General features: G+C 46.9%; 24 protein-coding genes and 1 pseudogene. 11 read left to right on the top strand and 14 right to left on the bottom strand.

The annotated features are described in order from the left end of the window. The first annotated feature begins 38 nt into the window (after positions 1 to 38). The gene (locus tag ACESOH_RS00915) at positions 39 to 479 is read left to right on the top strand and encodes a methyltransferase family protein (RefSeq protein WP_373099069.1); all 441 of its coding nucleotides are present in this window, start codon (positions 39 to 41) and stop codon (positions 477 to 479) included. A 5-nt stretch (positions 480 to 484) separates the two neighbouring features. On the opposite strand, the gene ACESOH_RS00910 is transcribed toward ACESOH_RS00915, so the two are convergent. The 6 genes from ACESOH_RS00910 to ACESOH_RS00885 form a co-directional block, all read right to left on the bottom strand. After that, a complete protein-coding gene (locus ACESOH_RS00910) occupies positions 485 to 1,363 on the bottom strand; it encodes a DMT family transporter (protein ID WP_373099067.1) in 879 nt (292 codons plus the stop codon). A gap of 74 nt (positions 1,364 to 1,437) precedes the next feature. Beyond that, a complete protein-coding gene (gene uxuA, locus ACESOH_RS00905; RefSeq protein WP_373099065.1) occupies positions 1,438 to 2,622 on the bottom strand; it encodes a mannonate dehydratase in 1,185 nt (394 codons plus the stop codon). A 28-nt stretch (positions 2,623 to 2,650) separates the two neighbouring features. Further along, positions 2,651 to 3,400 (bottom strand): FCD domain-containing protein, encoded by a 750-nt coding sequence (locus tag ACESOH_RS00900; RefSeq protein WP_373099063.1) that lies wholly within the window; start codon positions 3,398 to 3,400, stop codon positions 2,651 to 2,653. A 3-nt stretch (positions 3,401 to 3,403) separates the two neighbouring features. Next, the gene (locus ACESOH_RS00895) at positions 3,404 to 5,797 is read right to left on the bottom strand and encodes a glycoside hydrolase family 31 protein (RefSeq protein ID WP_373099061.1); all 2,394 of its coding nucleotides are present in this window, start codon (positions 5,795 to 5,797) and stop codon (positions 3,404 to 3,406) included. 16 nt (positions 5,798 to 5,813) lie between these two features. Next, complete coding sequence (locus ACESOH_RS00890) at positions 5,814 to 7,115, bottom strand: TRAP transporter large permease (protein ID WP_373099059.1); 1,302 nt, start codon at positions 7,113 to 7,115, stop codon at positions 5,814 to 5,816. Between the two features lie 21 nt (positions 7,116 to 7,136). Further along, entirely contained in the window at positions 7,137 to 7,631 is a 495-nt protein-coding gene (locus ACESOH_RS00885) for a TRAP transporter small permease (protein WP_373099058.1), read from the bottom strand. 237 nt (positions 7,632 to 7,868) lie between these two features. Between ACESOH_RS00885 and ACESOH_RS00880 the strand changes: the two genes are divergently transcribed. From ACESOH_RS00880 to ACESOH_RS00860, 5 genes are read left to right on the top strand one after another with little or no spacing between them, the layout of a single operon-like run. After that, the gene (locus tag ACESOH_RS00880; protein WP_373099056.1) at positions 7,869 to 8,855 is read left to right on the top strand and encodes a TRAP transporter substrate-binding protein; all 987 of its coding nucleotides are present in this window, start codon (positions 7,869 to 7,871) and stop codon (positions 8,853 to 8,855) included. 59 nt (positions 8,856 to 8,914) lie between these two features. Next, positions 8,915 to 9,760: an SDR family oxidoreductase gene (locus ACESOH_RS00875; RefSeq protein WP_373099055.1), complete on the top strand. Its 846-nt coding sequence runs from the start codon at positions 8,915 to 8,917 to the stop codon at positions 9,758 to 9,760. A gap of 13 nt (positions 9,761 to 9,773) precedes the next feature. Continuing rightward, a complete protein-coding gene (gene uxaC, locus ACESOH_RS00870) occupies positions 9,774 to 11,174 on the top strand; it encodes a glucuronate isomerase (protein ID WP_373099845.1) in 1,401 nt (466 codons plus the stop codon). Positions 11,175 to 11,183: 9 nt separating this feature from the next. Then, a complete protein-coding gene (locus ACESOH_RS00865; RefSeq protein WP_373099053.1) occupies positions 11,184 to 12,131 on the top strand; it encodes a sugar kinase in 948 nt (315 codons plus the stop codon). Then, positions 12,131 to 12,769, top strand: a complete 639-nt coding sequence (locus ACESOH_RS00860; RefSeq protein ID WP_373099052.1) for a bifunctional 4-hydroxy-2-oxoglutarate aldolase/2-dehydro-3-deoxy-phosphogluconate aldolase — start codon at positions 12,131 to 12,133, stop codon at positions 12,767 to 12,769. The genes ACESOH_RS00865 and ACESOH_RS00860 overlap by 1 nt, the downstream gene beginning before the upstream one ends. 29 nt (positions 12,770 to 12,798) lie before the next feature. Here the strand turns inward: ACESOH_RS00860 and rimI are convergent, their stop codons facing one another. Together rimI and ACESOH_RS00850 are read right to left on the bottom strand one after the other, a co-directional pair. Further along, a complete protein-coding gene (gene rimI / locus ACESOH_RS00855) occupies positions 12,799 to 13,248 on the bottom strand; it encodes a ribosomal protein S18-alanine N-acetyltransferase (protein WP_032092530.1) in 450 nt (149 codons plus the stop codon). Beyond that, positions 13,248 to 13,661: a DNA polymerase III subunit psi gene (locus tag ACESOH_RS00850; protein WP_373099050.1), complete on the bottom strand. Its 414-nt coding sequence runs from the start codon at positions 13,659 to 13,661 to the stop codon at positions 13,248 to 13,250. Before ACESOH_RS00850 ends, rimI begins: the two co-directional genes overlap by 1 nt. 62 nt (positions 13,662 to 13,723) lie before the next feature. Here ACESOH_RS00850 and rsmC point away from each other — a divergent pair, with 62 nt between their 5' ends. After that, a complete protein-coding gene (gene rsmC, locus ACESOH_RS00845; RefSeq protein WP_373099048.1) occupies positions 13,724 to 14,710 on the top strand; it encodes a 16S rRNA (guanine(1207)-N(2))-methyltransferase RsmC in 987 nt (328 codons plus the stop codon). A gap of 51 nt (positions 14,711 to 14,761) precedes the next feature. Here the strand turns inward: rsmC and ACESOH_RS00840 are convergent, their stop codons facing one another. The 3 genes and pseudogenes from ACESOH_RS00840 to arsC form a co-directional block, all read right to left on the bottom strand. Beyond that, positions 14,762 to 15,055, bottom strand: a complete 294-nt coding sequence (locus ACESOH_RS00840) for a DUF5377 family protein (protein ID WP_032092533.1) — start codon at positions 15,053 to 15,055, stop codon at positions 14,762 to 14,764. Further along, positions 15,046 to 15,341: pseudogene (locus tag ACESOH_RS00835) on the bottom strand (alternative ribosome-rescue factor A). Before ACESOH_RS00835 ends, ACESOH_RS00840 begins: the two are co-directional and overlap by 10 nt. 56 nt (positions 15,342 to 15,397) lie before the next feature. Next, a complete protein-coding gene (arsC, locus tag ACESOH_RS00830) occupies positions 15,398 to 15,748 on the bottom strand; it encodes an arsenate reductase (glutaredoxin) (RefSeq protein WP_373099047.1) in 351 nt (116 codons plus the stop codon). 78 nt (positions 15,749 to 15,826) lie between these two features. Between arsC and ACESOH_RS00825 the strand changes: the two genes are divergently transcribed. Genes ACESOH_RS00825 through ACESOH_RS00815 form a run of 3 tightly spaced genes read left to right on the top strand, consistent with a single transcriptional unit; the run spans position 15,827 to position 18,586 of the window. Continuing rightward, complete coding sequence (locus tag ACESOH_RS00825) at positions 15,827 to 16,882, top strand: AI-2E family transporter (protein ID WP_032092536.1); 1,056 nt, start codon at positions 15,827 to 15,829, stop codon at positions 16,880 to 16,882. A 46-nt stretch (positions 16,883 to 16,928) separates the two neighbouring features. Next, complete coding sequence (gene mltF, locus ACESOH_RS00820; RefSeq protein ID WP_373099045.1) at positions 16,929 to 18,416, top strand: membrane-bound lytic murein transglycosylase MltF; 1,488 nt, start codon at positions 16,929 to 16,931, stop codon at positions 18,414 to 18,416. A gap of 14 nt (positions 18,417 to 18,430) precedes the next feature. Beyond that, complete coding sequence (locus ACESOH_RS00815; RefSeq protein ID WP_373099043.1) at positions 18,431 to 18,586, top strand: hypothetical protein; 156 nt, start codon at positions 18,431 to 18,433, stop codon at positions 18,584 to 18,586. A gap of 53 nt (positions 18,587 to 18,639) precedes the next feature. On the opposite strand, the gene dsbB is transcribed toward ACESOH_RS00815, so the two are convergent. Beyond that, entirely contained in the window at positions 18,640 to 19,173 is a 534-nt protein-coding gene (gene dsbB, locus ACESOH_RS00810) for a disulfide bond formation protein DsbB (RefSeq protein ID WP_373099042.1), read from the bottom strand. Positions 19,174 to 19,194: 21 nt separating this feature from the next. Further along, positions 19,195 to 20,736, bottom strand: a complete 1,542-nt coding sequence (gene nhaB / locus ACESOH_RS00805) for a Na(+)/H(+) antiporter NhaB (RefSeq protein WP_373099040.1) — start codon at positions 20,734 to 20,736, stop codon at positions 19,195 to 19,197. Positions 20,737 to 20,865: 129 nt separating this feature from the next. On the opposite strand from nhaB, the gene fadR reads away from it, so the two are divergent. Next, positions 20,866 to 21,591, top strand: a complete 726-nt coding sequence (gene fadR, locus ACESOH_RS00800; protein ID WP_373099038.1) for a fatty acid metabolism transcriptional regulator FadR — start codon at positions 20,866 to 20,868, stop codon at positions 21,589 to 21,591. Between the two features lie 52 nt (positions 21,592 to 21,643). On the opposite strand, the gene ACESOH_RS00795 is transcribed toward fadR, so the two are convergent. Then, positions 21,644 to 22,858 carry a pyridoxal phosphate-dependent aminotransferase gene (locus ACESOH_RS00795; RefSeq protein ID WP_373099036.1) on the bottom strand — a complete coding sequence of 405 codons (1,215 nt, stop codon included), beginning with the start codon at positions 22,856 to 22,858 and terminating at the stop codon, positions 21,644 to 21,646. Positions 22,859 to 22,881: the final 23 nt, after the last annotated feature.

The following is a 22,881-nucleotide window of genomic DNA, read 5'->3' as shown; positions in this document are numbered from 1 at the left end:
CTCATTTAAGCATTGCAATTCAAAAACAGGTCATTGCTATGAAACGCATACGCATTCCGCCGCCGCCGCTGTTTATCGCCTGCGCCGCATTGATGGGGTGTTTGCCGCCCGTTTATGTTTTTTCCGTGTCTGTTTGGTGGGTTTTTATCATATTACTGCTTGCCGCTGGCATTGCTGTGGCCGGTTTAGGGCAGTTTTATCATCGCGGCACCACGGTTAGCCCGATAAGCCTTGAAAAATCCTCCGTTTTAGTGACAAACGGGGTATATGCTCTTAGCCGCAATCCGATGTATCTGAGTCTGCTCCTTATTTTAATTGCCTGGTTTCTCTGGTTGGGCGCGTTAAGTGCGGTAATCGGTCTGCCGTTATTTGTGCTGCTGATGAATTATCTGCAGATCAAACCGGAAGAGAATATGCTGAATAATCTGTTCGGTGAGGCATACCGGGCCTATTGTCGAAAAGTGCGGCGTTGGTTGTAAAGCCGCTAGCGGTCTGTTTTGGTGCGCAGCCAGGGTAGACGATAAATAATTAATGCCAGTAAAATCAAGGCGCAGCCGGCAAGTTTATAAACGCTCAACGTCTCGTGCAGAATGAGCACGCTCAGCATTAATGTCCACACCGGTTCTAAAATCATAATAATTGCGCCGTTGGTCACATCACAATATTTTTGTCCCATCGTTTGTAACAGCATACGCAAATTGGTTGCGATCAGCACACTGGCGGCAAACCACAGCCACGCCTGAGCGGAAATCGGCTGCGACCAGCTTTCAAAACACAGCGAATACAGCGAACAGCAAAGGCCGACCACGCCGATTTGAATGGTGGTTAATGACAGAACCGGAATATTGCGGGCGAATTTATTGTTCAGAATAAAATAAATTGCGGCGGACAGGGATGAGGAAAGAAAAATCAGACTGCCGAGGGATAAGCTCAATCCGCCCGGTTTATAAGACAGTAAATACAAGCCCAAGGCGGCAGCGGGCAAGGATAAGCGAAACAGTTTATGCGGTGCTTGTTTGAAAAACAACCAGGATAACAGCGGCGCAATCAGCATAGATAAGCTGACCAAAAAAGCCCCTTCGCCGAAGTGGTGACTGTTTAGCAGGCCTAACAGCCATAATGTCAGATAAAAGGTGTAACACAGGCCGACCGCGGTGGCTCGTATTATCTGCTGTTTGGAGAGTTGTTTTAATTGCGGGTAAGCAAAGGGCAGAAATAATAGCGCGGCAACAGAAAAGCGCAGCCCGATAAAGCCCAACGGCGGAAATTCCGCAATGGAATATTTGGAGAAGAACCAGCCTGAAGCGGCGATCAGGGTAACGATAAATAATATCGCTTCACCGCGATATGTTTTGATATTCATAGCCTGTGCTTAGATTATCGCAGCAAGACGGGCTTTATAAGTGAAAGCCCGTCCTGTGTTGCAGTCAACGGAATTTACTTGTCAAAAAAGATTCTTTTCAGCGCCAGCTCCAACCCGCGGAATTCCGCCAGCCCTTTTAAACGGCCGATAGCGGAATAGCCCGGATTGGTTTTTTTATGTAGATCATCCAGCATCTGATGACCATGATCCGGACGCATCGGAATCAGGCGCGAATCACCGTTTGCCTTGCGGCGATATTCTTCCGTTAATAAGGCTTTCGTGACCCGGAACATATCCACATCGCCCTCTAAATGAGCGGCTTCGTGGAAACTTAGCGGATTGTCTTCACGGCAGGTGGAACGTAAATGGGCAAAATAAATGCGATCGGCGAATTTCTCCGTCATGCTGACCAGATCATTATCGGAACGAACGCCATAAGATCCGGTACACATGGTAAAGCCGTTGGCCGGCAACGGCTCGGTTTCAACAAACCATTGCATATCCTCAATAGTGGAAACCACCCGCGGTAAACCTAAAATCGGGCGTGGCGGATCATCGGGGTGAATCGCCATGCGGATGCCGACTTCCTGCGCCACCGGGATAATTTCTTTCAGGAAGTAAGCCAAATGGGTACGGAATTTTTCTGCCGAAATCTCTTTATAACGGTCAAGCTGCCCCTGAAATTCGGCCAGTGTATAACCTTCTTCCGCGCCCGGCAGACCGGCAATGATGTTTTGAGTGAGCTGCTCAATGTCCTGCGCTGTCATCCGCTCAAAATAGGTTTTCGCCGCGGCTTGTTCTTCCGGTGTATAAGATTGCGCAGCGTTCGGACGTTGTAAAATATGCAGTTCAAAAGCGGCAAATGCGATCTGATCGAAACGTAAGGCTTTGGAACCGTCCGGCATTTGGTATGCCAAATCCGTTCTTGTCCAGTCCAGAACCGGCATAAAATTGTAACAAACCGTATCGATACCGCATTGCGCCAGATGACGTAACGTCTGTTTATAGTTGTCAATCCAGGTTTGATAGCGGCCGGTCTGCGTTTTTATTTCTTCATGCACCGGCACGCTTTCCACCACCGACCAACTCAGCCCCGCCTGTTCGATTAACGCTTTGCGTTTTTGAATTTCTTCGATACTCCAGACCTGCCCGTTCGGAATATGATGAAGTGCGGTCACAATACCGGTCGCCCCCGCTTGTCTGATATCTGATAATGAGACGGGATCCTTCGGCCCGTACCAACGCCAGGTTTGTTCCATAGAAAACTCCTTGTATTATGTTGTTAGTTTAAAGTCCCACGGCAACGGGATTGACATTAAACAGAAAGCCGTCGAAGTCAGGATGTTCCACGTCGGATAATTCAAAAAGTTTCTGTTTAACGTTTTCCAAGTGTTGCCACATTGCTTTTTTAGCCAGTGCGGGATTTTTACGTTGAATGCTGCTCAGAATAAGTTCGTGATCTTTTAACCACAGTTTCCGGTATTCCCGATCTGCAATATGTGAATGTAAGCCCTGCCACATAGAATTTTTTCGGTATTTCCATAAATTTTTCTGAGTCTGAATCAGTACCTCATTCTGGGTGATTTCTGCGATCGCACTATGGAATTCCGCATCCGCAGAATAATCACTGTCATCTTCTTCCAGCATAATCCGTTCGTTGTGCAGAATTTCTCTTAACCGTTGAATGTCACTGCGGTTTGCCTGTATGGCGGCAAATTCGGCAATGCTGCTTTCAATGAGTTGTCGGGCCTGTAGTAATTCAAAAGGTCCTACATCTTCATAAAAGGCTTCGGTTGCTGTTTGGCGCAGTGGCAAATTGATGACATAAACACCGGAACCTTTTCGGACGGAGACTAGATTTTCCAGTTCAAGCATAATAATGGCTTCGCGGACAACGGTACGGCTAACATCCATTTTTTCTGCAAGATCTCGCTCCGGCGGTAATCGGTCTCCGATTTTATAAACACCGTCAATCAGTTCCTGCCGTAGGATTGAACCGATTTTTTTATAAGAGCGTAACTCTGCATTTTTTGTCATTTGTTAAACCTCATTAGGTATTTTGTTCATACTTAGCAGACTTCCTTGACTGACTGGTTTTCCATTTATAACGAGTTTTCTATTTTCGTGATCAGGCAGTCTGATGAGTAAATGTTTATAAGCCGGTTGCCAATTTCCCGATTTATGAATATTTAATTCAACGACAGCTGAATCACAGGTTAATTTTATCGTTAATTTGAGGTATTCACCATTGAGATATGCAAAACTCTCTCCATCGTCATCGAAAATTATTGATTCGCTTATGCCGTTTTGTTTAAACGGATAAATTGCCAGGATTCTGACGGTATCTTTTTCCGCACAGGCGTAAGCAGTTCTGTCGCTCATCGGAATAACGGCGCCGGCTTTTACAAATAACGGGATTTGATTCAGCGGTGCATTAACGGTGAGTGTTTGGCCGCCTGCGTACCATTGATGAGTATAAAAATCAAACCATCCCACATGATTTTGCGGTAGATAGACATCTCTGTGTCGTTGCTGTTCTTCAACCACAGAGGCAACCAGCAAGTCTTTTCCTAGCAGATAGTCATCACATTCTGCAAAAGTGCGGGGGTCATGTTCGTGATCTAAAAATGTCGGACGCAGCATCGGTTCAAATTCGCAATGAGCCTGCCAGAAAATATTATACAGATAAGGCATTAATCGATAACGTAATTTGATCGTATCGCGGATAATGTCGGTGACCTCAGGATACATCCAAGGTTCGTTGACTGTTTTATCGTCATTCCAGGAATGAATGGTAAAACGCGGATGCATGATACCGTTTTGCACCCAGCGCACAAATAATTCAGGATCGGGTTTATTACCCGAAAATCCACCGACATCATGACCGATGTTATACAGGCCGGATAAACTCATTCCCAATCCCATTTTGATATTGTATTTTAACGTATTCCAGCTTGTCCGATTGTCGCCCGACCAGGTTTGTACATAACGGTTCATCCCGGGGCTTCCGGAGCGGGAAATCAGATAGGGACGTAAATGGGGCGCAAATTCTCGTTGCGCTTCATAAGACGATTTCATCATTAATAAAGGATGTAAAGGACGGATTAATTTAATTGGCATTCCTTTACCGAAATAATGACATTTTGCGTTGTCGTCCCAGATTTCAAATTCATTGTTATCATTCCAGGTGGAATCAATGCCGTATTCCAGTAATTGTTTTGTGACGTTTTGTTTCCACCAGCGTATGGTATCCGGATTGGTAAAGTCCAGATGCGATCCCTCATCGTCCCAGAACATGGAACGTTCGGGCTTATCTGATGCGGAATCTTTAACAAACAACCCAAGCTTTGCTGCCTCGTCATAGCGAGGATGATCCTGTAACAAACAGGGTTTAATGTTGGCTGCCAGTTTCATGCCCGCACGGTGAAAATCTGCGCTCATCTCTAATGGTTGAGGGATCTTATCGTAATTCCAGTTGAACACATAGCGTTTACCGTTAATTGACGTATAACCTGATGATAATTGAAATGAATCGCAGGGAATATCATGCTGACGGCATAACTCGACGAATTTTTTTAATTGTTGCTGTGCGTCCGGCGCATCGGTATAACTCATGGTGGAACCGCTGTAACCCAGACTCCATTTCGGGCCGAAAAACGTACCGCCGGTTAATTTGGTATATTTTTTTGTTACCGCTAATATTTGCGGACCTAAAATCATATAGTAATCAAGATCGCCGTCTTCGGTTTTATAATTGCGGTAATAGGCGTGATAGTTATCGATTTCGCTGCCCAGAATAAACCAGCAGGGCGCAAGGTTGTCATAATATAAACCATAACTGACCTCCGAGCTGTGGGTAATATAAAACGGAATATGTTTATATAACGGATCCATATATTCCGCGTTATAACCCATTGCATCAATGTTTCGCATTTCGAATCGGCGTCCGTGGCGATTCAGATTTCCTGTTTTTTCTCCCAGTCCGTAGTAATGATCCTGTGTATCCCGTTGTAAAAAGTGGGAAATCCGAGGGTTGGAAATACCGAATAAATAGGCGCCTGTTTTTCTGTCGGTCACAAAGGTTTGCCATTTGCCGTTTTTCTTATATTGCCATTCCAGATAGAGTGGTTGATGAACAATGACCTTCAAAAGTGCGGTCGAAATTTCCAGTGTTTTTTCTGTTTGGCTGAATTGGTAATCCGGCAGTGAAAAACCGTCCGATGACCATTTATCCCGTCCTTGCCATTCCACATCCTGTTGATTTGGCGCGATTGCCCAGGTATGCGGGACTTTAAATTTATTGTTTCTGGTAAATGCAATACGGAAAATATCTTCTTCCAGCACAAAAATATGCAGTGTTATATCGTGTTCGCATTGAATATCAATGCGGTTGTGTTGTCTTGTTAAAAAACCAGCGGCTTTTAATGTTTTCATTGTGATACTCCCAAAATTAGTAGCCTAGTAACCATTGAGGTAACAATAAGCTCAGCTGCGGAATAAACGTAACCATTAATAAGGTGATGATCAGTACTGAGTAAAACGGAAGTAACGGTTTAATCACACGATCGATTTTTACACCGGCAACGGAACAACCGACGAATAGGGTACTGCCTACCGGCGGAGTACAAATTCCGATAGATAAGTTAAATGTCATTAAAATACCGAAATGTACCGGATCCATGCCGAGTTCCAAGGCTATCGGCAAGAAAATCGGTGTAAAAATCAATAATGCCGGCGTCATATCCATAAAAGTACCGACAATAAGTAAAATTAGGTTGATAATCAGCAGAATAATAATCGGATTTTCTGATACCGTTAATAAAGCGTCACTGATAATGTAAGGAATATCTGCGTTTGCCATCGCCCATGACATCCCCATAGACGTACCGATCAATAATAGCACGATAGAGGTTGTGACCATGGCTTCCAGAATAATTGACGGTAATTGTTTTAACGGAATTTCGCGATAAATTCCTACCGACAAAATTAATGTGTAAACTACGGCGATTGCGGAGGCTTCCGTTGCGGTGAAAATACCGATAATAATGCCGCCGATAATGACGACGACTAACCCTAAACTGGGTAAAGCGTCCAGCGTTTTATGAACAACTTCTTTTGCAGTAGGCTTCGGTGAAACCGGATAACCGCGTTTTTTGGCAATAAAACCGGCCACTAACATAATGCCCAATCCCATCAGAATACCGGGAATATAACCGGCCAGAAAGAGTGCGCCGATAGATGTACCGCCGGAAATCAAGGAATAAACGATAAAAGTGTTACTTGGCGGGATCAGCAATCCGGTGGGGGATGAGGTAATGTTCACTGCGGCGGAAAATGCCGGATCATAGCCTTCTTTCTTTTGTAAAGGCCCCATCGTGCTGCCGACGGCGGCAGTGGCTGCAACGGCCGAACCTGAAATCGAACCGAACATCATATTGGCCAATACGTTGACATGAGCCAGCGAACCCGGTAGACGCCCGCCCAGTACTTTAGCGAATTCAACCAAGCGTAATGCGATTCCGCCGCGATTCATAATATTACCGGCCAGAATAAAAAACGGAATGGCGAGCAGTGAAAAACTGTCTAATCCAGATGCCATTTTTTGTGAGATCACCGCAATTGCAGAATCAAAGGGAATAGACATTGTAATGGTTAATAATGATGCTATACCAATTGCAAAGGAAATTGGTGTGCCAATAGCGAGAAGCGCAAAGAAACTGCCGCAGAGAACGAGGATTGTTGACCATTCCATAATATTTTACCTTTTTAATTGTTAATCTTTAGCCGATAATTGACCGAATTCGTTGAAAAGATCTCTGATTAGAAATACAAGCATAAAGAAACCGCTGATAGGAATCGCAAGGTAAACCAGTCCCATTTCAACTCCTAAAACAGGTGAAATCTGACCGGCCTTCATGATATCGAAAACCAGTCTTCCACCGCCGTAACACATGATAATTAAGGTAAATGCCAAGCCGATTAGTGTAATAATAATCTGCATAACAGTATGTTTTATTGGTGAACTTTCTAATTTAGTTAAAAGCAGATCGATCGCCAGATGCTTTTTCTGTCCCAATCCGTAAGCGGCGCCGATTAAGCCTACCCAAATGAATAGGAAACGGGCGAGTTCATCTGTTATTGTGCTGGGATCATTTAATACATAGCGTGAAAATACCTGCCATACGACACATAAGACAAGGGCGGAACATAAGACAACGCAAAAAGTTGCCAATATTCGATCAAGAGCGGATATGAGTCTGCTGGCCATATGATCTTTCTCCTATTAGTTGAAATACATTAAATTGGTAAACCAAATATAGCGTTTTTAATTTTTTTGTGCATGTTTAATTGTGTGAAATGTGACTTTCATCACATAATTAATGAAATATATTGGTGCAATTTTATTAATTGGTTTAGTATCTTGGCGATGGAGAGGTAATTACTGTGAAAAGTATGTGGTTGTAGCGATCTATAATTTAATGCAAACAAATAAGGAGACTTAATTATGTGTATGAAAAAAAAGGCATTATCCTTGATTATCGGCGGATTAGTGGCGGCGGTTTCAGTTGGCGTGTCGGCTAAAACGGTTCTGAAACTCAGTCATAATAATGATAAAACCCACCCGGTGCATATTTCAATGCAGTATATGGCTGACGAAGTAAAAAAAGCCAGTGATGGTGACCTCATTATTCGGATTTATCCGAACAGTCAGCTCGGTAATCAACGTGAATCCATGGAATTATTACAAGCCGGTTCCCTAGATATGGCAAAATCGAATGCCAGTGAACTGGAAGCGTTTGAGCCGACGTTTGCCGCATTTAACGTACCTTATTTGTTTAAAAACAGCGATCACTATTATAAAGTGCTACAGGATGCGGAGGTCGGACAAAAGATTCTGAATAATTCCGCCGGCAAAGGATTTATCGGTCTGACTTATTATGACGCCGGTGCACGGAGTTTTTATGCCAAAAAACCGATTAAAACACCGGCAGATTTGAAAGGTATGAAAATTCGCGTTCAACCTAGTCCGAGCGCCTTGGAGATGGTGAAATTATTGGGCGCGTCACCAACACCTTTGGCGTTTGGTGAACTTTACACCGCATTACAGCAGGGCGTTGTGGACGGTGCAGAAAATAATCAAACCGCACTAACGTTAATGCGCCACGGTGAAGTAGCGAAATTCTTTAGCGAAGATGAACATACCATTATTCCCGATGTATTGGTTATCAGTGAAAAAACATGGGCAAAATTAACGCCGGAACAACAGAAAATTATGAAAGAAGCAGCGGATAAATCCATGATGTATCATAAAGATCTGTGGGTTGAGATGACGGCTAAGGAAGTGAAAGAAGCCAAAGAAAAACTGGGTGTGGAATTTGTCACCGTAGATAAACAGCCGTTTATTGATGCGGTCAAACCAATGCATGATAAAGCACAGAATGACCCTGTTATCGGTCAATATATTGAAAAAATCGATGCATTGGGGAACTAAGGTTAAATCAGTAGGATATGTTTTTCATATCCTATTTTTCTTGTCATGGAGAAATCAACATGAGTATTGCCAAAAATCATGATTTTAAAGATAAATTAGTCATCATTACCGGCGCCGGCGGCGTGTTATGTGCTTATTTTGCCAAAGAAATTGCTAAAACCGGAGCAAAAGTGGCGTTGCTGGATATTAATCTGGAGGCGGCAAGTAAGTCGGCGGAGGAAATTGTTCAGCAGGGTTATATTGCCAAAGCCTATCAGACCAATGTATTGGATCTGGAAAGTATTCAGGCGGCGCGAGATGCTATTGCAAGAGATTTCGGTACTTGCGATATTCTGATTAACGGCGCCGGCGGTAATAATCCGAAAGCGACCACGGATAACGAATTTCATGAATTCGATCTGAGCGAAACGACCAAATCATTTTTTGAGCTGGACAAAAGCGGGATTGAGTTTGTGTTTAACCTGAATTATTTGGGGACGTTATTACCGACCCAGGTTTTTGCTAAAGATATGATCGGCAAAAAAGGGGCGAACATTATTAATATTTCCAGCATGAACGCTTATACGCCGCTGACTAAAATTCCGGCTTATTCCGGCGCCAAAGCGGCGATCAGTAATTTCACCCAGTGGCTGGCGGTTTATTTTTCTCATGTCGGAATCCGTTGTAATGCCATCGCGCCGGGTTTTTTAGTCGGCAATCAAAACCGAGCGTTGTTATTTGATCCGAACGGCAATCCAACCCCGCGCGCGCATAAAATCCTGACCAATACCCCAATGGCAAGATTCGGCGAAGCAAATGAATTGATCGGTGGGATTTTATTCCTAATGGATGAAAACTACGCCAGTTTCATTAATGGTGTGGTATTGCCGATCGACGGCGGTTTTTCCGCTTATAGCGGGGTATAAGGGAGCATAAATGATGAAAACGTTCATGGGTGAAGATTTTCTGCTGTCAAATGAAATTTCCCGGCGGCTGTATCATGATTATGCGAAAGCGCAGCCAATTTTTGATTACCATTGCCATTTAAGTCCGAAGGATATTGCCGAAAACCGACAATTTACTGATTTGGCGGAAATTTGGCTGGAGGGGGATCATTATAAATGGCGGGTTTTACGTTCTGCCGGTGTGGAAGAGCATTTTATTACCGGACAAGCCGATCATTATGAAAAATATTTGGTTTGGGCGAAAACCGTTCCTTTGTGTATCGGCAATCCGATTTATCACTGGACACATTTGGAATTGCGCCGTCCGTTTGGTATCGAGACACTGTTTAATGAAAAAAGTGCGGTCAAAATCTGGCATGAATGTAATGAAATGCTGCAACAGCCTGAATTTTCTGCGCGTGGCATTATGCGGCAGATGAATGTGAAATTATCCGGCACCACAGATGATCCTATTGATAGTTTGGAATACCACAAAGCGATTGCAAAAGATACAACATTTGATATTCAGGTGGTGCCGACATGGCGGCCAGATAAAATAGTCAAAATTGAATTACCGCAATTCAATGACTATCTCGTTCAGCTCGAACAGGTTTCGGATACTGACATTAACAGTTTCGGTGCATTGAAAAACGCGTTATTTAAGCGCTTAGCCCATTTTGATCAACATGGCTGCAAAGCGGCTGATCACGGTATGGAAATCGTACGTTTTGCACCGATTCCGGATGAAAAAGAATTGGATCGCATTTTGTATGATCGTCGTGCCGGTAAGCGCTTGTCAACGTTAGAAATAGATCAATATTCGACCGCACTTTTTGTTTGGCTTGCATCGGAATATTCTAAGCGTCAATGGGTTATGCAAATGCATATCGGTGCGCTGCGTAATAATAACACTCGTATGTTTAAGTTATTGGGCGCAGATGCCGGCTTTGATTCTATTGCCGATCGTAGTTTTGCCGAGCCGTTATCTCATCTATTGGATGCAATGGATCAAAATAATGAACTGCCGAAAACCATTTTGTATTGTCTAAATCCGCGTGATAACGAAATGATTGCGACCATGATTGGTAATTTCCAGACCGGTGGGGTCGCAGGAAAAATTCAGTTCGGTTCGGGCTGGTGGTTTAATGATCAGAAAGACGGAATGGAACGCCAGCTGCAGCAGCTTGCTCAATTAGGGCTATTAAGCCAGTTTGTGGGTATGCTGACTGATTCCCGTAGTTTTCTGTCTTATACCCGGCATGAATATTTTCGCCGGATTGTATGCGACATGTTAGGAAAATGGGTTGTGAACGGGGAAGCTCCTCATGACATTGAACTGCTGGGAAATATGGTGCGTAACATTTGTTATCACAATGCGGAAAATTATTTTAAATAAGGTGGTGCAATGAAAAAAATAGCCCTGCTTGGTGAGTGTATGATTGAGCTGAATGGTGCGCCGTTCGGGGAGATGCGGCAGACTTACGGCGGCGATACGTTGAATACCGCCGTTTATCTGGCGCGTACGGCGTTGCCGGAGCGGATTCAGGTGCATTATGTGTCGGTATTGGGGGCGGATAAATTAAGTCAGGGGATGCGCCGGCGTTGGCGGGCGGAAGGCATTAACACCGATTGGGTGCTGTGTGATCCGGTTCGTCAGCCGGGGCTGTATCTGATTCAGCTGGATAACGACGGGGAGCGGACGTTTTTGTACTGGCGTGCGCAGTCTGCCGCCCGCTATTTGTTGCAACATGCTGATTATCCTAAAGTTTTATCGGAATTAGCTAAGGTTGATATTCTGTATTTAAGCGGTATCAGTCTGGCAATCTTGCCGCAAAACGACCGCACTTTGCTGATTGAGCAGCTGAAATCGTTACGCGCGGCGGGCGTTGAGATTGTGTTCGACAGTAATTACCGTCCGTCTCTGTGGCAGGATCAGGCGGAGGCACAGCGGTATTATGCGGCATTATTGCCGGAGGTTGATGTGGCGTTGGTCACCGTTGACGATGAACGTTTGCTGTGGGGCGATGCGGATGAGCAGGCATGTTTGCGGCGTTTAGCGGCCTACGGCATGAGTAAAATCGTGCTGAAACGGGGAAAGTGCGGTGCGATTTTGTGGCATAAGGGTGAACAAACCGTCGTGCCGACGACCGCGGTGGCGCAGGTGGTGGACACCACTTCTGCCGGCGATGCGTTTAATGCCGGTTTTTTAAACGGTTATCTGCTGCAAAAGGATTTGGTGCATTGTTGCCGGCAGGGAAATCAGCTGGCGGGCATTGTCATTCAGCACAAGGGCGCAATCATTCCGCCTTATGCGACGCAGCATTTTATCAAACCATTTAATGAGGATAGCTAATGACTTACACAACAGCACAAATTATCGAAAAACTCGGACAGATTAAAGTCGTGCCTGTGATTGCGCTGGATAAGGCGGAAGATATTCTGCCGCTGGCGCACACCTTGGCGGAAAACGGTTTGCCGGTGGTGGAAATTACCTTCCGTTCTGGCGCGGCGGCGGAGGCGATTCGTTTGCTGCGCCGTCAGCAGTCGGAGATACTGATTGCGGCAGGAACGGTATTGACCGCCGAGCAGGTGGTGCAGGCGAAAAATGCCGGCGCGGATTTTGTGGTGACGCCGGGATTTAACCGGAAAATCGTGCGGCTTTGTCAGGCGCTGGATTTGCCGATTACGCCGGGCGTCAATAATCCGATGGCGATTGAAGCGGCGTTGGAAATGGGCTTAAGTGCGGTGAAATTCTTCCCGGCAGAAGCCAGCGGCGGGGTAAAAATGATTAAAGCTCTGCTTGGCCCTTACGCGCAATTACAGATTATGCCTACCGGCGGTATCAATGTGCAGAATATTACCGATTATCTGGCGATTGCCAATGTCGTTGCCTGCGGCGGTTCGTGGTTTGTGGAAAAATCCTTGATCGAAGCGAAAAACTGGGCGGAAATCGGGCGCTTAACCCGCGAAGTGGTGGCCAAAGTTCGCTAGCCGATTCTGCGCCGAAAAGCACCGCACTTTTATAAACATAACGCCATGACGATGGCGTTTTCCCGTCCGCCTTGCGGGGTCGGATAGTAATTTTTGCGCATATCCACCTGATTAAAGCCGCATTGTTGGTAAAGATGTTGGGCGCCGGTATTCGATTGGCGCACTTCCAGCCAGAGCGTTGCGATGCCTTTCTGACGCAATTGTGCGATCAGATGCTCCAGCAGTAACTTGCCCAAACCCTGCCCCTGAAACGGCGGATCGATGGCGATGTTGAACAGTGTCGCTTCATCCAGCACGGTCTGGCAGATGGCAAACCCGAGAATTTCGCCATGATGATTGCGGATTTTCAAATTGAGGTAGCGTTCGCCCTGATTGTTTTTTAATGTGCCGAACGACCACGGCACAAGGTGAGCGGCTTGTTCGATTGCGAACAGGCGCGGAAAATCCGCCTCTTCAAGATCAGCAACGTTAAATTTCATCAATCGACCTGCCGTTGAATTTGTTGCCATAAACGGCGCTTGGCTTGCGGATCCTGTTGCAGCGTCGGCCAGTCGGGCGACTGCCACTGCGCCAACGCCTGTTTACAGTAAACCAAAGTGCGGTCGATTTTTTGCGCATTATCGCTCAGCAGCCAGTAATGAACCGAATGTTGCAGGTTAAGCAGCGGCGCAAAATCAAAATTGATGCAAAGGCAATCCTGCGCGGGCATTTCGATACTGCGCAAAATGTCGTTGAGCAGCGGATGTGTTTTGGCAATTTCCTGTTCGGCAATAATTACCAACCGGATATTCTGGCCGACGGACATCGTCGCCGCACCTTTCAATGCTGCGGGACGGCTGAGTCGCCATTGGGTGATGCCCATTTCCTGTAAGAGAAGATCGCGTCTGTTCATCGGTATGTGATTTCCTTTATAATAGGCGCCAATTTTAACCAATAATGTAGAGGATTGATAGGGTGATTTCTCTCGAAAGTCAGGTTCTGGAACGCCATTTGGCTTTTTTGGCCGGTAAAAGTCTGCTGATTGCCGGCGGGATCCATGATGATTTTCCGGCGCAGCTTGCACGGTCGGCGCAGTCCGTCCGAATTTGGTCGTGTTATTTCGATTATGCTGACGGCAAAAGTGCGGTGGATTTTTCCGTCTTTTTTCGCGGACAGGCGGATTTGCTGATTTATTACTGGACAAAAAACAAACAGGAAGTCAATTTCCAGCTAATGCAGCTGCTGGCACAGGCGCCGCAAGGGCAGGAAATGCTGATTATCGGAGAAAACCGTTGCGGCGTGCGCTCGGCGGAAACGCTGCTGACGCCTTACGGTGAGATTGCGAAAATCGACGGCGCCCGTCGTTGCGGGCTGTATCATTTTTCGCTGCAAAACCGACCGCACTTTGCAGCCGATCATTATTGGAAAACCTATCGACCGCTTGATAACCTTACCGTTTACAGCCTGCCGGGTGTGTTCAGCGCCAACGAACTGGATGCCGGTACGGCACTGCTGCTTTCCACCTTAAATGAACCCATACGCGGCAATGTGCTGGATCTCGGCTGCGGTGCCGGAGTGATCGGCAGCTATATCAAACGGCGCAACCCGCAAATCAACCTCACCATGACGGATATTCACGCCATGGCGCTGGCTTCCGCCGAGCGGACATTGACGGCAAACCAATTGCGGGGCAAGGTTATCGCAAGCGACGTGTTTTCCCGGATTTCGGACAAATTCGAACTGATTATTTCCAATCCGCCGTTTCACGACGGCATCGATACCGCCTACCGCGCGGTGGAAACATTAATCCGACAGGCAAAATGGCATTTAACCCCCGGCGGCGAACTGCGCCTCGTCGCAAACGCCTTCCTGCCGTACCCCGATTTACTGGATCAACATTTCGGCCAGCATCAGGTACTGGCCAAAACCGGAAAGTTTAAGGTGTATTCGGTAAGGAATTAGCAAGTTAAAAGTGCGGTGAAAAATACCAAAATTTTCACCGCACTTTTCACATCAAACCGTGACCCCCAGATTGCCGATTTTCACGCCCAGGAAACCGAGCGAGACGGGATCCAGATAATCGCCCAAAAATTTAAATAATGCCTGCAAATCGGTAAAAGTGCGGTTGATTTTGACCTGATCTTCCACTTTGCGGGTAAATTCATAACTGATCGTTTCGCCGTCAATATGGGCTTCCAGCGTCAGATAAATTTTTTCAAAAAAATGGCTGCGTGCGCCTTCTTCGCCCGGATCACTGATACGCACATTCCAATTATTGCTGAATAACACTTCCGTTTTTATTGACATAATAATGACCTCTGTGGTTTGCATAATAAAAAAAGCCCGATTATAAAATCTTTGTCACCAAAAATCTGATAATCGGGCTTTCGAGTGATTTCCCGGCATGTTTCGCTTTACGCTGATAGCTGCCTTTTCCCTTGCGTTTTTTCTCGATGCGCTGGCGAAACAGGCGATCGTGCAGTAAGGCCTGCAGTGCGTTATCGCGAATCGTGCCTTTATGGTGCCGGTAGGCGGCAGGCGGCTGTCCGGCCTCGCTGTTGACCGCTAAATGCGGTTGATGTTTCTTGCTCATAAACTCTCCTGATAAAATAAACGCCCTGTTTCGGGCGGGCGTCATTATAAACGAAATTATAAAATTGCTAAAACACTTTCTGGCGGGCGGCCGATTTTCGCTTTTTCACCGTTGACCACAATCGGCCGTTCCAGTAATGCGGAATGGTCGGCGATAGCCTGCAACAGCTGTTGTTCGCTGAGCGTCGTATCGTCCAGCTTTAATGTGCGGTACAGCTCATCTTTGGTGCGCATCATTTCCCGTACGCTGCCGACCTGTAATTTGTCCGCCAGCGCTTGCAGTTCCGCCACGCCATAGCGTTTTTGCAGATATAACTCGATTTCCGGGTTGATGTGGTGCCGTTCCAGCAGAGCCAAGGTTTGGCGGCTTTTTGAACAGTGAGGGTTATGATAGATTTTAACGCTCATAGAAAAACTCCTTTGCAGATACAAATCCTTGAAATTTTACCTTATAATCAGTAGAAATGCTCGTTGTAAGGATATTTTATGCTGGAAATGTTAAGAAATTGGTATAACCGCCGTTTTAGTGATCCGCAGGCGATGGCGCTGCTTGCCATTTTGCTGTTTGGGTTTGTGGCGATTTATTTTTTCAGTGATTTGCTGGCGCCGTTGCTGATTGCGATTGTGCTGGCGTATTTACTGGAATGGCCGATTCGCATTCTGAATGAAAAGCTGAAATGTCCGCGTCTGTTGGCCACCGTTCTGGTGCTGGGCAGTTTTACCGGGCTGGTGCTGGTGGCGAGTCTGGTGCTGATTCCGACGCTGGTCAATCAGACCGTAAATCTGTTCAGCGATTTGCCGCATATGTTCAACCGGCTTAACGAATGGCTGCTTTCTCTGCCGGAAGATTATCCGGAAGTGGTTGATTATCAAATGGTTGACGCGATTTTCAGCAGCATTAAAAGTAAAATTCTGGGCTTCGGCGAATCTGCGTTGAAGTTTTCCGTCAGCTCTATTCTCAGTCTGGTCACGCTGGGGATTTACGCCTTTTTGGTGCCACTGATGGTGTTTTTTCTGCTGAAGGATAAACAGGAACTGATGACTTATATCAGCGGTTTTTTACCGCGCAACCGCACGCTGGCGTATAAAGTGTGGCAGGAAATGCAGCTGCAGATCGCCAATTATATCCGCGGTAAAATTTTCGAGATTCTGATTGTCGCGGTGATCACCTACGTCATCTTTCTGTTTTTCGGTTTGAATTATCCGCTGCTGCTGGCGGTGGCGGTGGGGCTTTCGGTGCTGATTCCTTACATCGGTGCGGTGCTGGTGACGATACCGGTGGTGCTGGTGGCGATATTCCAGTTCGGTGCGACGCCGACATTCTGGTCGCTGATGATCGCCTATCTGGTCATACAACTGCTGGACGGCAATTTGCTGGTGCCGTTTTTGTTTTCCGAAGCGGTTAATCTGCATCCGCTGACCATTATCGTTGCGGTGCTGATTTTCGGCGGATTGTGGGGCTTTTGGGGCGTGTTTTTTGCTATTCCGTTAGCGACGCTGGTAAAAGCGGTCGTGCATGCCTGGCCGTCCGAAGACGCCTGAAAAGTGCGGTGAAATTGTTAACGGTTTTTAATCTGGCAGGTGTCATGTGAAAGGGTTATTTCTACGCATTATCGGTGCCGTTGCATTGTTGCTGTGGGCCATCGACATGGTGTTTCCGTGGCAGAAAATCATGCTGTCGGAAGAAAACCGCTACAGCGCGATCCAATCCCGCGGTAAGCTGATTGTCGGCACGATCAATAATCCGATTTCTTATTTTATCGGCATTGAAGGGCAGTCCGGGCTGGAATACGAATTAAGCAAAGCGTTCGCCGATTATTTGAATGTGGAACTGGAAGTGCGTCCGATGGCTACCGGCGAAGAGTTGTTTTCTGCGCTGGCGAAACATCAGATCGACATTGCGGCGGCCAATTTACTGTATCAGCCCGGCAGGCTGGAGAATTTTCAAATCGGCCCGGCTTATTATTCCGCATCCTGGCAGCTGGCTTACCGCAAAGGGGAGAATCGTCCGCTTTCGCTACAGCAGTTAAACGGCAAACTGGTGATCGCTGCCGGTTCGGAACTTGACGGGCTGTTAGCGACCTTTAAGGAGCAGTATCCGCAGTTGAGCTGGACGGTGGCGGATAACACGCAGGAAGAATTATTGCTACAGGTAGCGGAAGGTAAAATTGATTATACGGTGGCAAATTCCATTGATGTGTCTATTACCCAGCAAATTAAACCTCAGCTCGCCGTCGCCTTTGATGTCACTGATGAGTCCACCGTACACTGGTATTTGCCGAATAATTCCTACAGCGAATTGCAGGCGGCATTGCTGGATTTTATGAACGGTGCGATTGAAACCGGATTAATCGCGCGAATCGAAGAGAAATATTTTAATCATCTAGGGCAATTCGATTATGTGGATACCCGCTCTTACCTGACGGCGATTGAGACGACCCTGCCTAAATTCGCGCCGTTGTTCGAAAAATATAAGGGGGAGCTGGACTGGCGTTTGCTGGCGGCGGTGGCGTATCAGGAATCGCACTGGAATCCGGATGCTACTTCGCCCACCGGCGTTCGCGGCATGATGATGCTGACCAAGGCCACTGCCGATCGAATGAAAATCGGCAATCGGCGCGATCCGGAACAGAGTATTAAAGCCGGTTCGGAATATTTGCATTTATTACTGGGGCAAATGCCGGACAGCATTTTGCCGGAGGATCGGATTTGGTTTGCCTTAGCGGCATATAATATGGGGCTGGGGCATTTACTGGATGCGCGCCGGCTGACGAAAAATCTGGGCGGCGATCCGGATAATTGGCTGGATGTGAAAAAAAATCTACCGCTGTTGGCGGAAAGACGGCATTATACTAATCTGAAATACGGTTATGCGCGCGGCTACGAGGCGTTTCAATATGTGGAAAATATCCGTCGGTATATGAACAGTATTGTCAATTATCACCGTGTGCAGCAAAGTCAGACCGAACAGAATGACGCGCAACCGACGGCACAGCATGACGGCGCGGCGGCGCAATATACACCGCTTTCGGCGACGGACGACGATATTAAACATAACCAAGTGGAAAATAAATAAACGAAGAGGTTGTTATGGCAGTAAAAAGAAAAACGTTTTTAAAAAATAACCGTAAACTGTTCAGCTTATCGCAGGGACGCGCACTGCGTCTGAAACGCCTGAAACAACGAAAAATCCGACTATGGGCAAGACACTCCCTGCAGTTTGTGGTGCAGGATATTTGTTGTTAGGTTGATGGTAAAAAGTTGGAAAAGTGCGGTAAAAAAACCGCACTTTTTTTAGATTATTTAAACAGCAGGCGGCGCTTTTTAGTTGTTTTCAGCTGGCTTATCAGCAGTAGGATGAAAAGCAGGGTGTAAAAAGCGAAGATCACGGCAATCCATTGTGCCATTGACAGTCCCCAGAGTTCCCACACCACATCCGAGCAGGAGCCGTAAGGGCTGAACACTGCGGGAAACCATTGATCCAGCGGTAAGGTGTGGGGAAACTCCGCTTTATAAGCACATTGATTCCAAGGGGCGGGGTGCAGCTGATAATCAACATGCTTGAGTGCCAGAAGCAGCCCTTTTACGGCGCTGCCCAGTCCGATTAATAACGCGGTCAGGCGTAAAATCAGCAGACGGGGCGCGATAAGCCCGATAAGCCCGGCAACGGCGATACCGAATAATGCTATACGTTCGTAAATACACATGACGCAGGGCGCCAAATCCATGCCGTACTGAAAGTAAAGCGCACTGCCTTCCAGTGCCAGTGCGGACAGCAACAGCAGCAGCCAGCCTGCGCGATGTATTGATAAGTCTTTTAAATAGTTCAGCATTATTTGTCCTTTATCTTTTCATTATACCGGCATGATTAGCCCCAGCTGCGTCAGCATCTGAGTGACCGCCGGCAGCACATATTCTACCGCAAGTAGGCCTATCAATGACAGTACAATGGTGTATGGCAATGCCATATAAACCATTTTGCCGTAAGACAAGCGGATAAGCGGTGCCAATGATGAAGTGAGCAAGAATAAAAATGCCGCCTGTCCGTTCGGTGTGGCAACCGACGGCAGGTTCGTCCCGGTGTTGATCGCCACCGCGATAAGTTCGAACTGTCCTAGGGAAATGACGCCCTGTTCCAGTGCGGTTTTGGCTTCGTTGATGTAAACCGTGGCGACGAATACGTTATCCGAAATCGCGGACAGTACACCGTTGAAGATATAGAACAGGATTAATTGTGCGCTTTCGCTGGCAGACAAAACAAAATGAATGATCGGTGCGAATAGTTGCTGGTCGATAATCACGGCGACCACAGAGAAAAATACGACCAGCAGGGCGGTAAACGGTAAGGATTCCTGAAACGCTTTGCCCAGAGCATGTTCGCTGGTTACGCCGCAAAGTGCGGTGCAGAAAATGATAATACTTAAACCGATAAGCCCGACCGCCGCCAGATGAAAGGCCAGACCGATAACCAGCCAAATGCCGACCAGCGCCTGAATCACCAGTTTAATGCGTTCCTGCTTGTTCATTTTCAGTTCGCGGCTGCGATCAAATCTGGCTAATACGCCCCAGACTTTACGCGGCAGTTTTGCGCCGTAACCGAATAAACGAAATTTTTCTACCAATACGCAGGTCAGCACGCCGCATACCAATACCGGCACGGTAACCGGACTCATGCGCAGGAAAAATTCGCCGAAGCCCCATTTCGCCTGTTCCGCGATAATCAGGTTCTGCGGTTCGCCCACCATAGTCATGACGCCGCCCAGTGCGGTACCCACTGCCGCGTGCATCATCAGGCTGCGCAGAAACGCTCTGAATTGTTCCAGCGTTTCTTTTCGATTGCCGATATGTTTGTCATCATTGATATCATCGGAATCGTCGAAGTTTTTTCCGGAGGCGACTTTATGATATACCCCGTAAAAGCCCATACCGACGCTGATAATCACCGCCACGACGGTCAGCGCATCCAGGAAGGCGGAGAGAAACGCGGCGCTGAGACAAAAAGAAAGGGAAAGTACCAGTTTGGAGCGGATGCTGAGCAGCAGTTTGGTGAACACGAATAAGAGCAGTTGTTTCATGAAATAGATGCCGGCGACCATAAACATCAGCAGCAGAATCACTTCAAAGTTAGCCATAATTTCGGCTTTCACATGTTCCGGCTTGGTCATGCCGATGATCACCGCTTCCAGCGCCAGCAGCCCGCCCGGTTGCAACGGATAGCATTTTAATGCCATGGCGAGGGTAAAAATAAATTGTGCGACTAACACCCAACCGGCAAGAAAGGGACTGACGAAAAAAAATAATAACGGATTCAGAATAAGAAACCCGACAATAGATAATTTATACCAATCGGGGCTGGAACCTAAAAAGTTTTTAAGAAATGCTTGTGTATAACTCATAATATTTACAACCTTAACATAAAAAAATGCATCCATGTAATTGTAATATATACTGCTTTCAAGGATAATAAGAAATCTTTATTTTGTTATCTATATCACAATTTTTTCAATCTCATATAGAAGAAACGCATGAATAATCATCAACCGCTGCTCAAAGCGCAGAGCCCTGCCGGTCTGGCCGAAGAATATATTGTTAAAAGCATCTGGAATAATCATTTTCCGCCGGGCTCGGATCTGCCGGCCGAACGGGAACTGGCGGATAAAATCGGCGTCACCAGAACCACACTGCGCGAGGTGCTGCAACGTTTGGCGCGCGACGGCTGGCTGATTATTCAGCACGGTAAACCGACCCGGGTCAACAATGTGTGGGAAACGGCCGGGCCGAATATTATCCGCACCTTGATTCAGCTGGACAAATCCATCATTCCGGTGATTATTACCAACGTGGTGTCGCTGCGTACCCGAATGGGGGAACATTATATTCCCGAAGCCATTCAACTGGATGCGGCCGCCTCGCTGGCCTTATTTAAAAACCTGCCGCAGTTGGAAGATACCCCGCAGGCTTATGCGGAATTCGACTATAATTTATACCGCAGTTTCACCTTTGTGGCCAATAAGCCGGTATACGGGCTGATTTTAAACAGTTTTAAAGAGTTATATCATCAGGTCGCCTCGTTATTCTTTTCCGAAGCACAGTCAAGAAAGTTTACTTTGCAGTTTTATCAGGCATTACGGGACAGTTGTCAGGCAGGGGATGCAGACAAAGCCGCCGCTTATCTGAATGAAAACCGCGAGCGCAGCAGCGGGATCTGGAAATCCATGCTGCATCATTTACCGCCGGATTTCGGCGACTAAAAAACCGCCGTTTTTATGTTGCAGCGGCGGTTAGGCGACGGGATTGCACGGCCTATTGCCGATAATGCTGTAAAAAACGGGCAAATTTGGTCAATGCGGCTTCGATCTGGTGGACATAAGGCAAGGTGACGATACGGAAATGATCCGGCTCGTGCCAGTTAAAACCGCGTCCATGTACCAGCAACACTTTTTCCTGCCGCAATAAATCCAGCACCATTTTTTCATCATCGTAAATATTGAATTTTTTGCTGTCGATTTTCGGGAACATATACAACGCGCCCATCGGCTTAACGCAGCTGACGCCCGGAATCTGATTAATCAGTTCAAAGGCTTTGTTGCGCTGTTCCAGCAAACGCCCGCCCGGCAGAATAAATTCATTGATGCTTTGATAACCGCCCAGTGCGGTTTGAATGGCATGCTGCATCGGATGATTGGCGCACAGACGCATGGACGCCAGCATATCTAGCCCTTCGATATAGCCTTTGGCGTTCTTTTTCGGCCCGTTGAGAATCATCCAGCCCTGCCGGAAACCGGCGACCCGATAAGCTTTCGACAGGCCGTTAAGGGTAATGGTGAGTAAATCCGGCGCTAGTGCGGCAATGTGATGATGTTGCGCATCGTCATACAGAATTTTGTCGTAAATCTCATCGGCAAAGATAATCAGATTATGCCGGCGCGCCGTTTCTACGATCTGTTCAAGCAGCGCTTTACTGTACACCGCACCGGTCGGATTATTCGGGTTAATGATAACAATCGCCTTAGTGCGCGTGGTGATTTTGCTGTTGATATCGTCAATATCCGGAAACCAGCCGGCCTGTTCGTCACACAGATAATGCACCGCCTTACCGCCCGCCAGCGTTGCCGCCGCTGTCCATAACGGATAATCCGGCATTGGGATCAACACCTCGTCGCCGTTATTCAATAACGCCTGCATGGCTATCATAATCAGCTCGGAAACGCCGTTGCCGATATACACATCGTTGACCGTGGCACCGTGAATACCTTTCGACTGATAATACTGCACGATGGCTTTACGCGCGGAATACAGCCCTTTGGAATCGCAATAGCCTTGCGCGGCGGGCAGGTTGCGCAGAATATCCACCAGAATTTCATCCGGCGCCTCAAAGCCGAAAGGCGCGGGGTTGCCGATATTCAGTTTTAAGATTTTATTGCCTTCCTCTTCCAGCCGCAGCGCCTCTTTATGTACCGGTCCGCGGATATCGTAACAGACGTGTTCCAGCTTATCGGATTTAGGAAATGTTTTCATGGTGATAATCCTTATATCTTTGT

Origin of the sequence: Necropsobacter rosorum (genome assembly GCF_964241405.1) — a bacterium.
Lineage (GTDB): Bacteria > Pseudomonadota > Gammaproteobacteria > Enterobacterales > Pasteurellaceae > Necropsobacter > Necropsobacter rosorum.
Note: the sequence above shows the minus strand (reverse complement) of the source record. Positions and strands in the feature narration are given on the sequence as shown.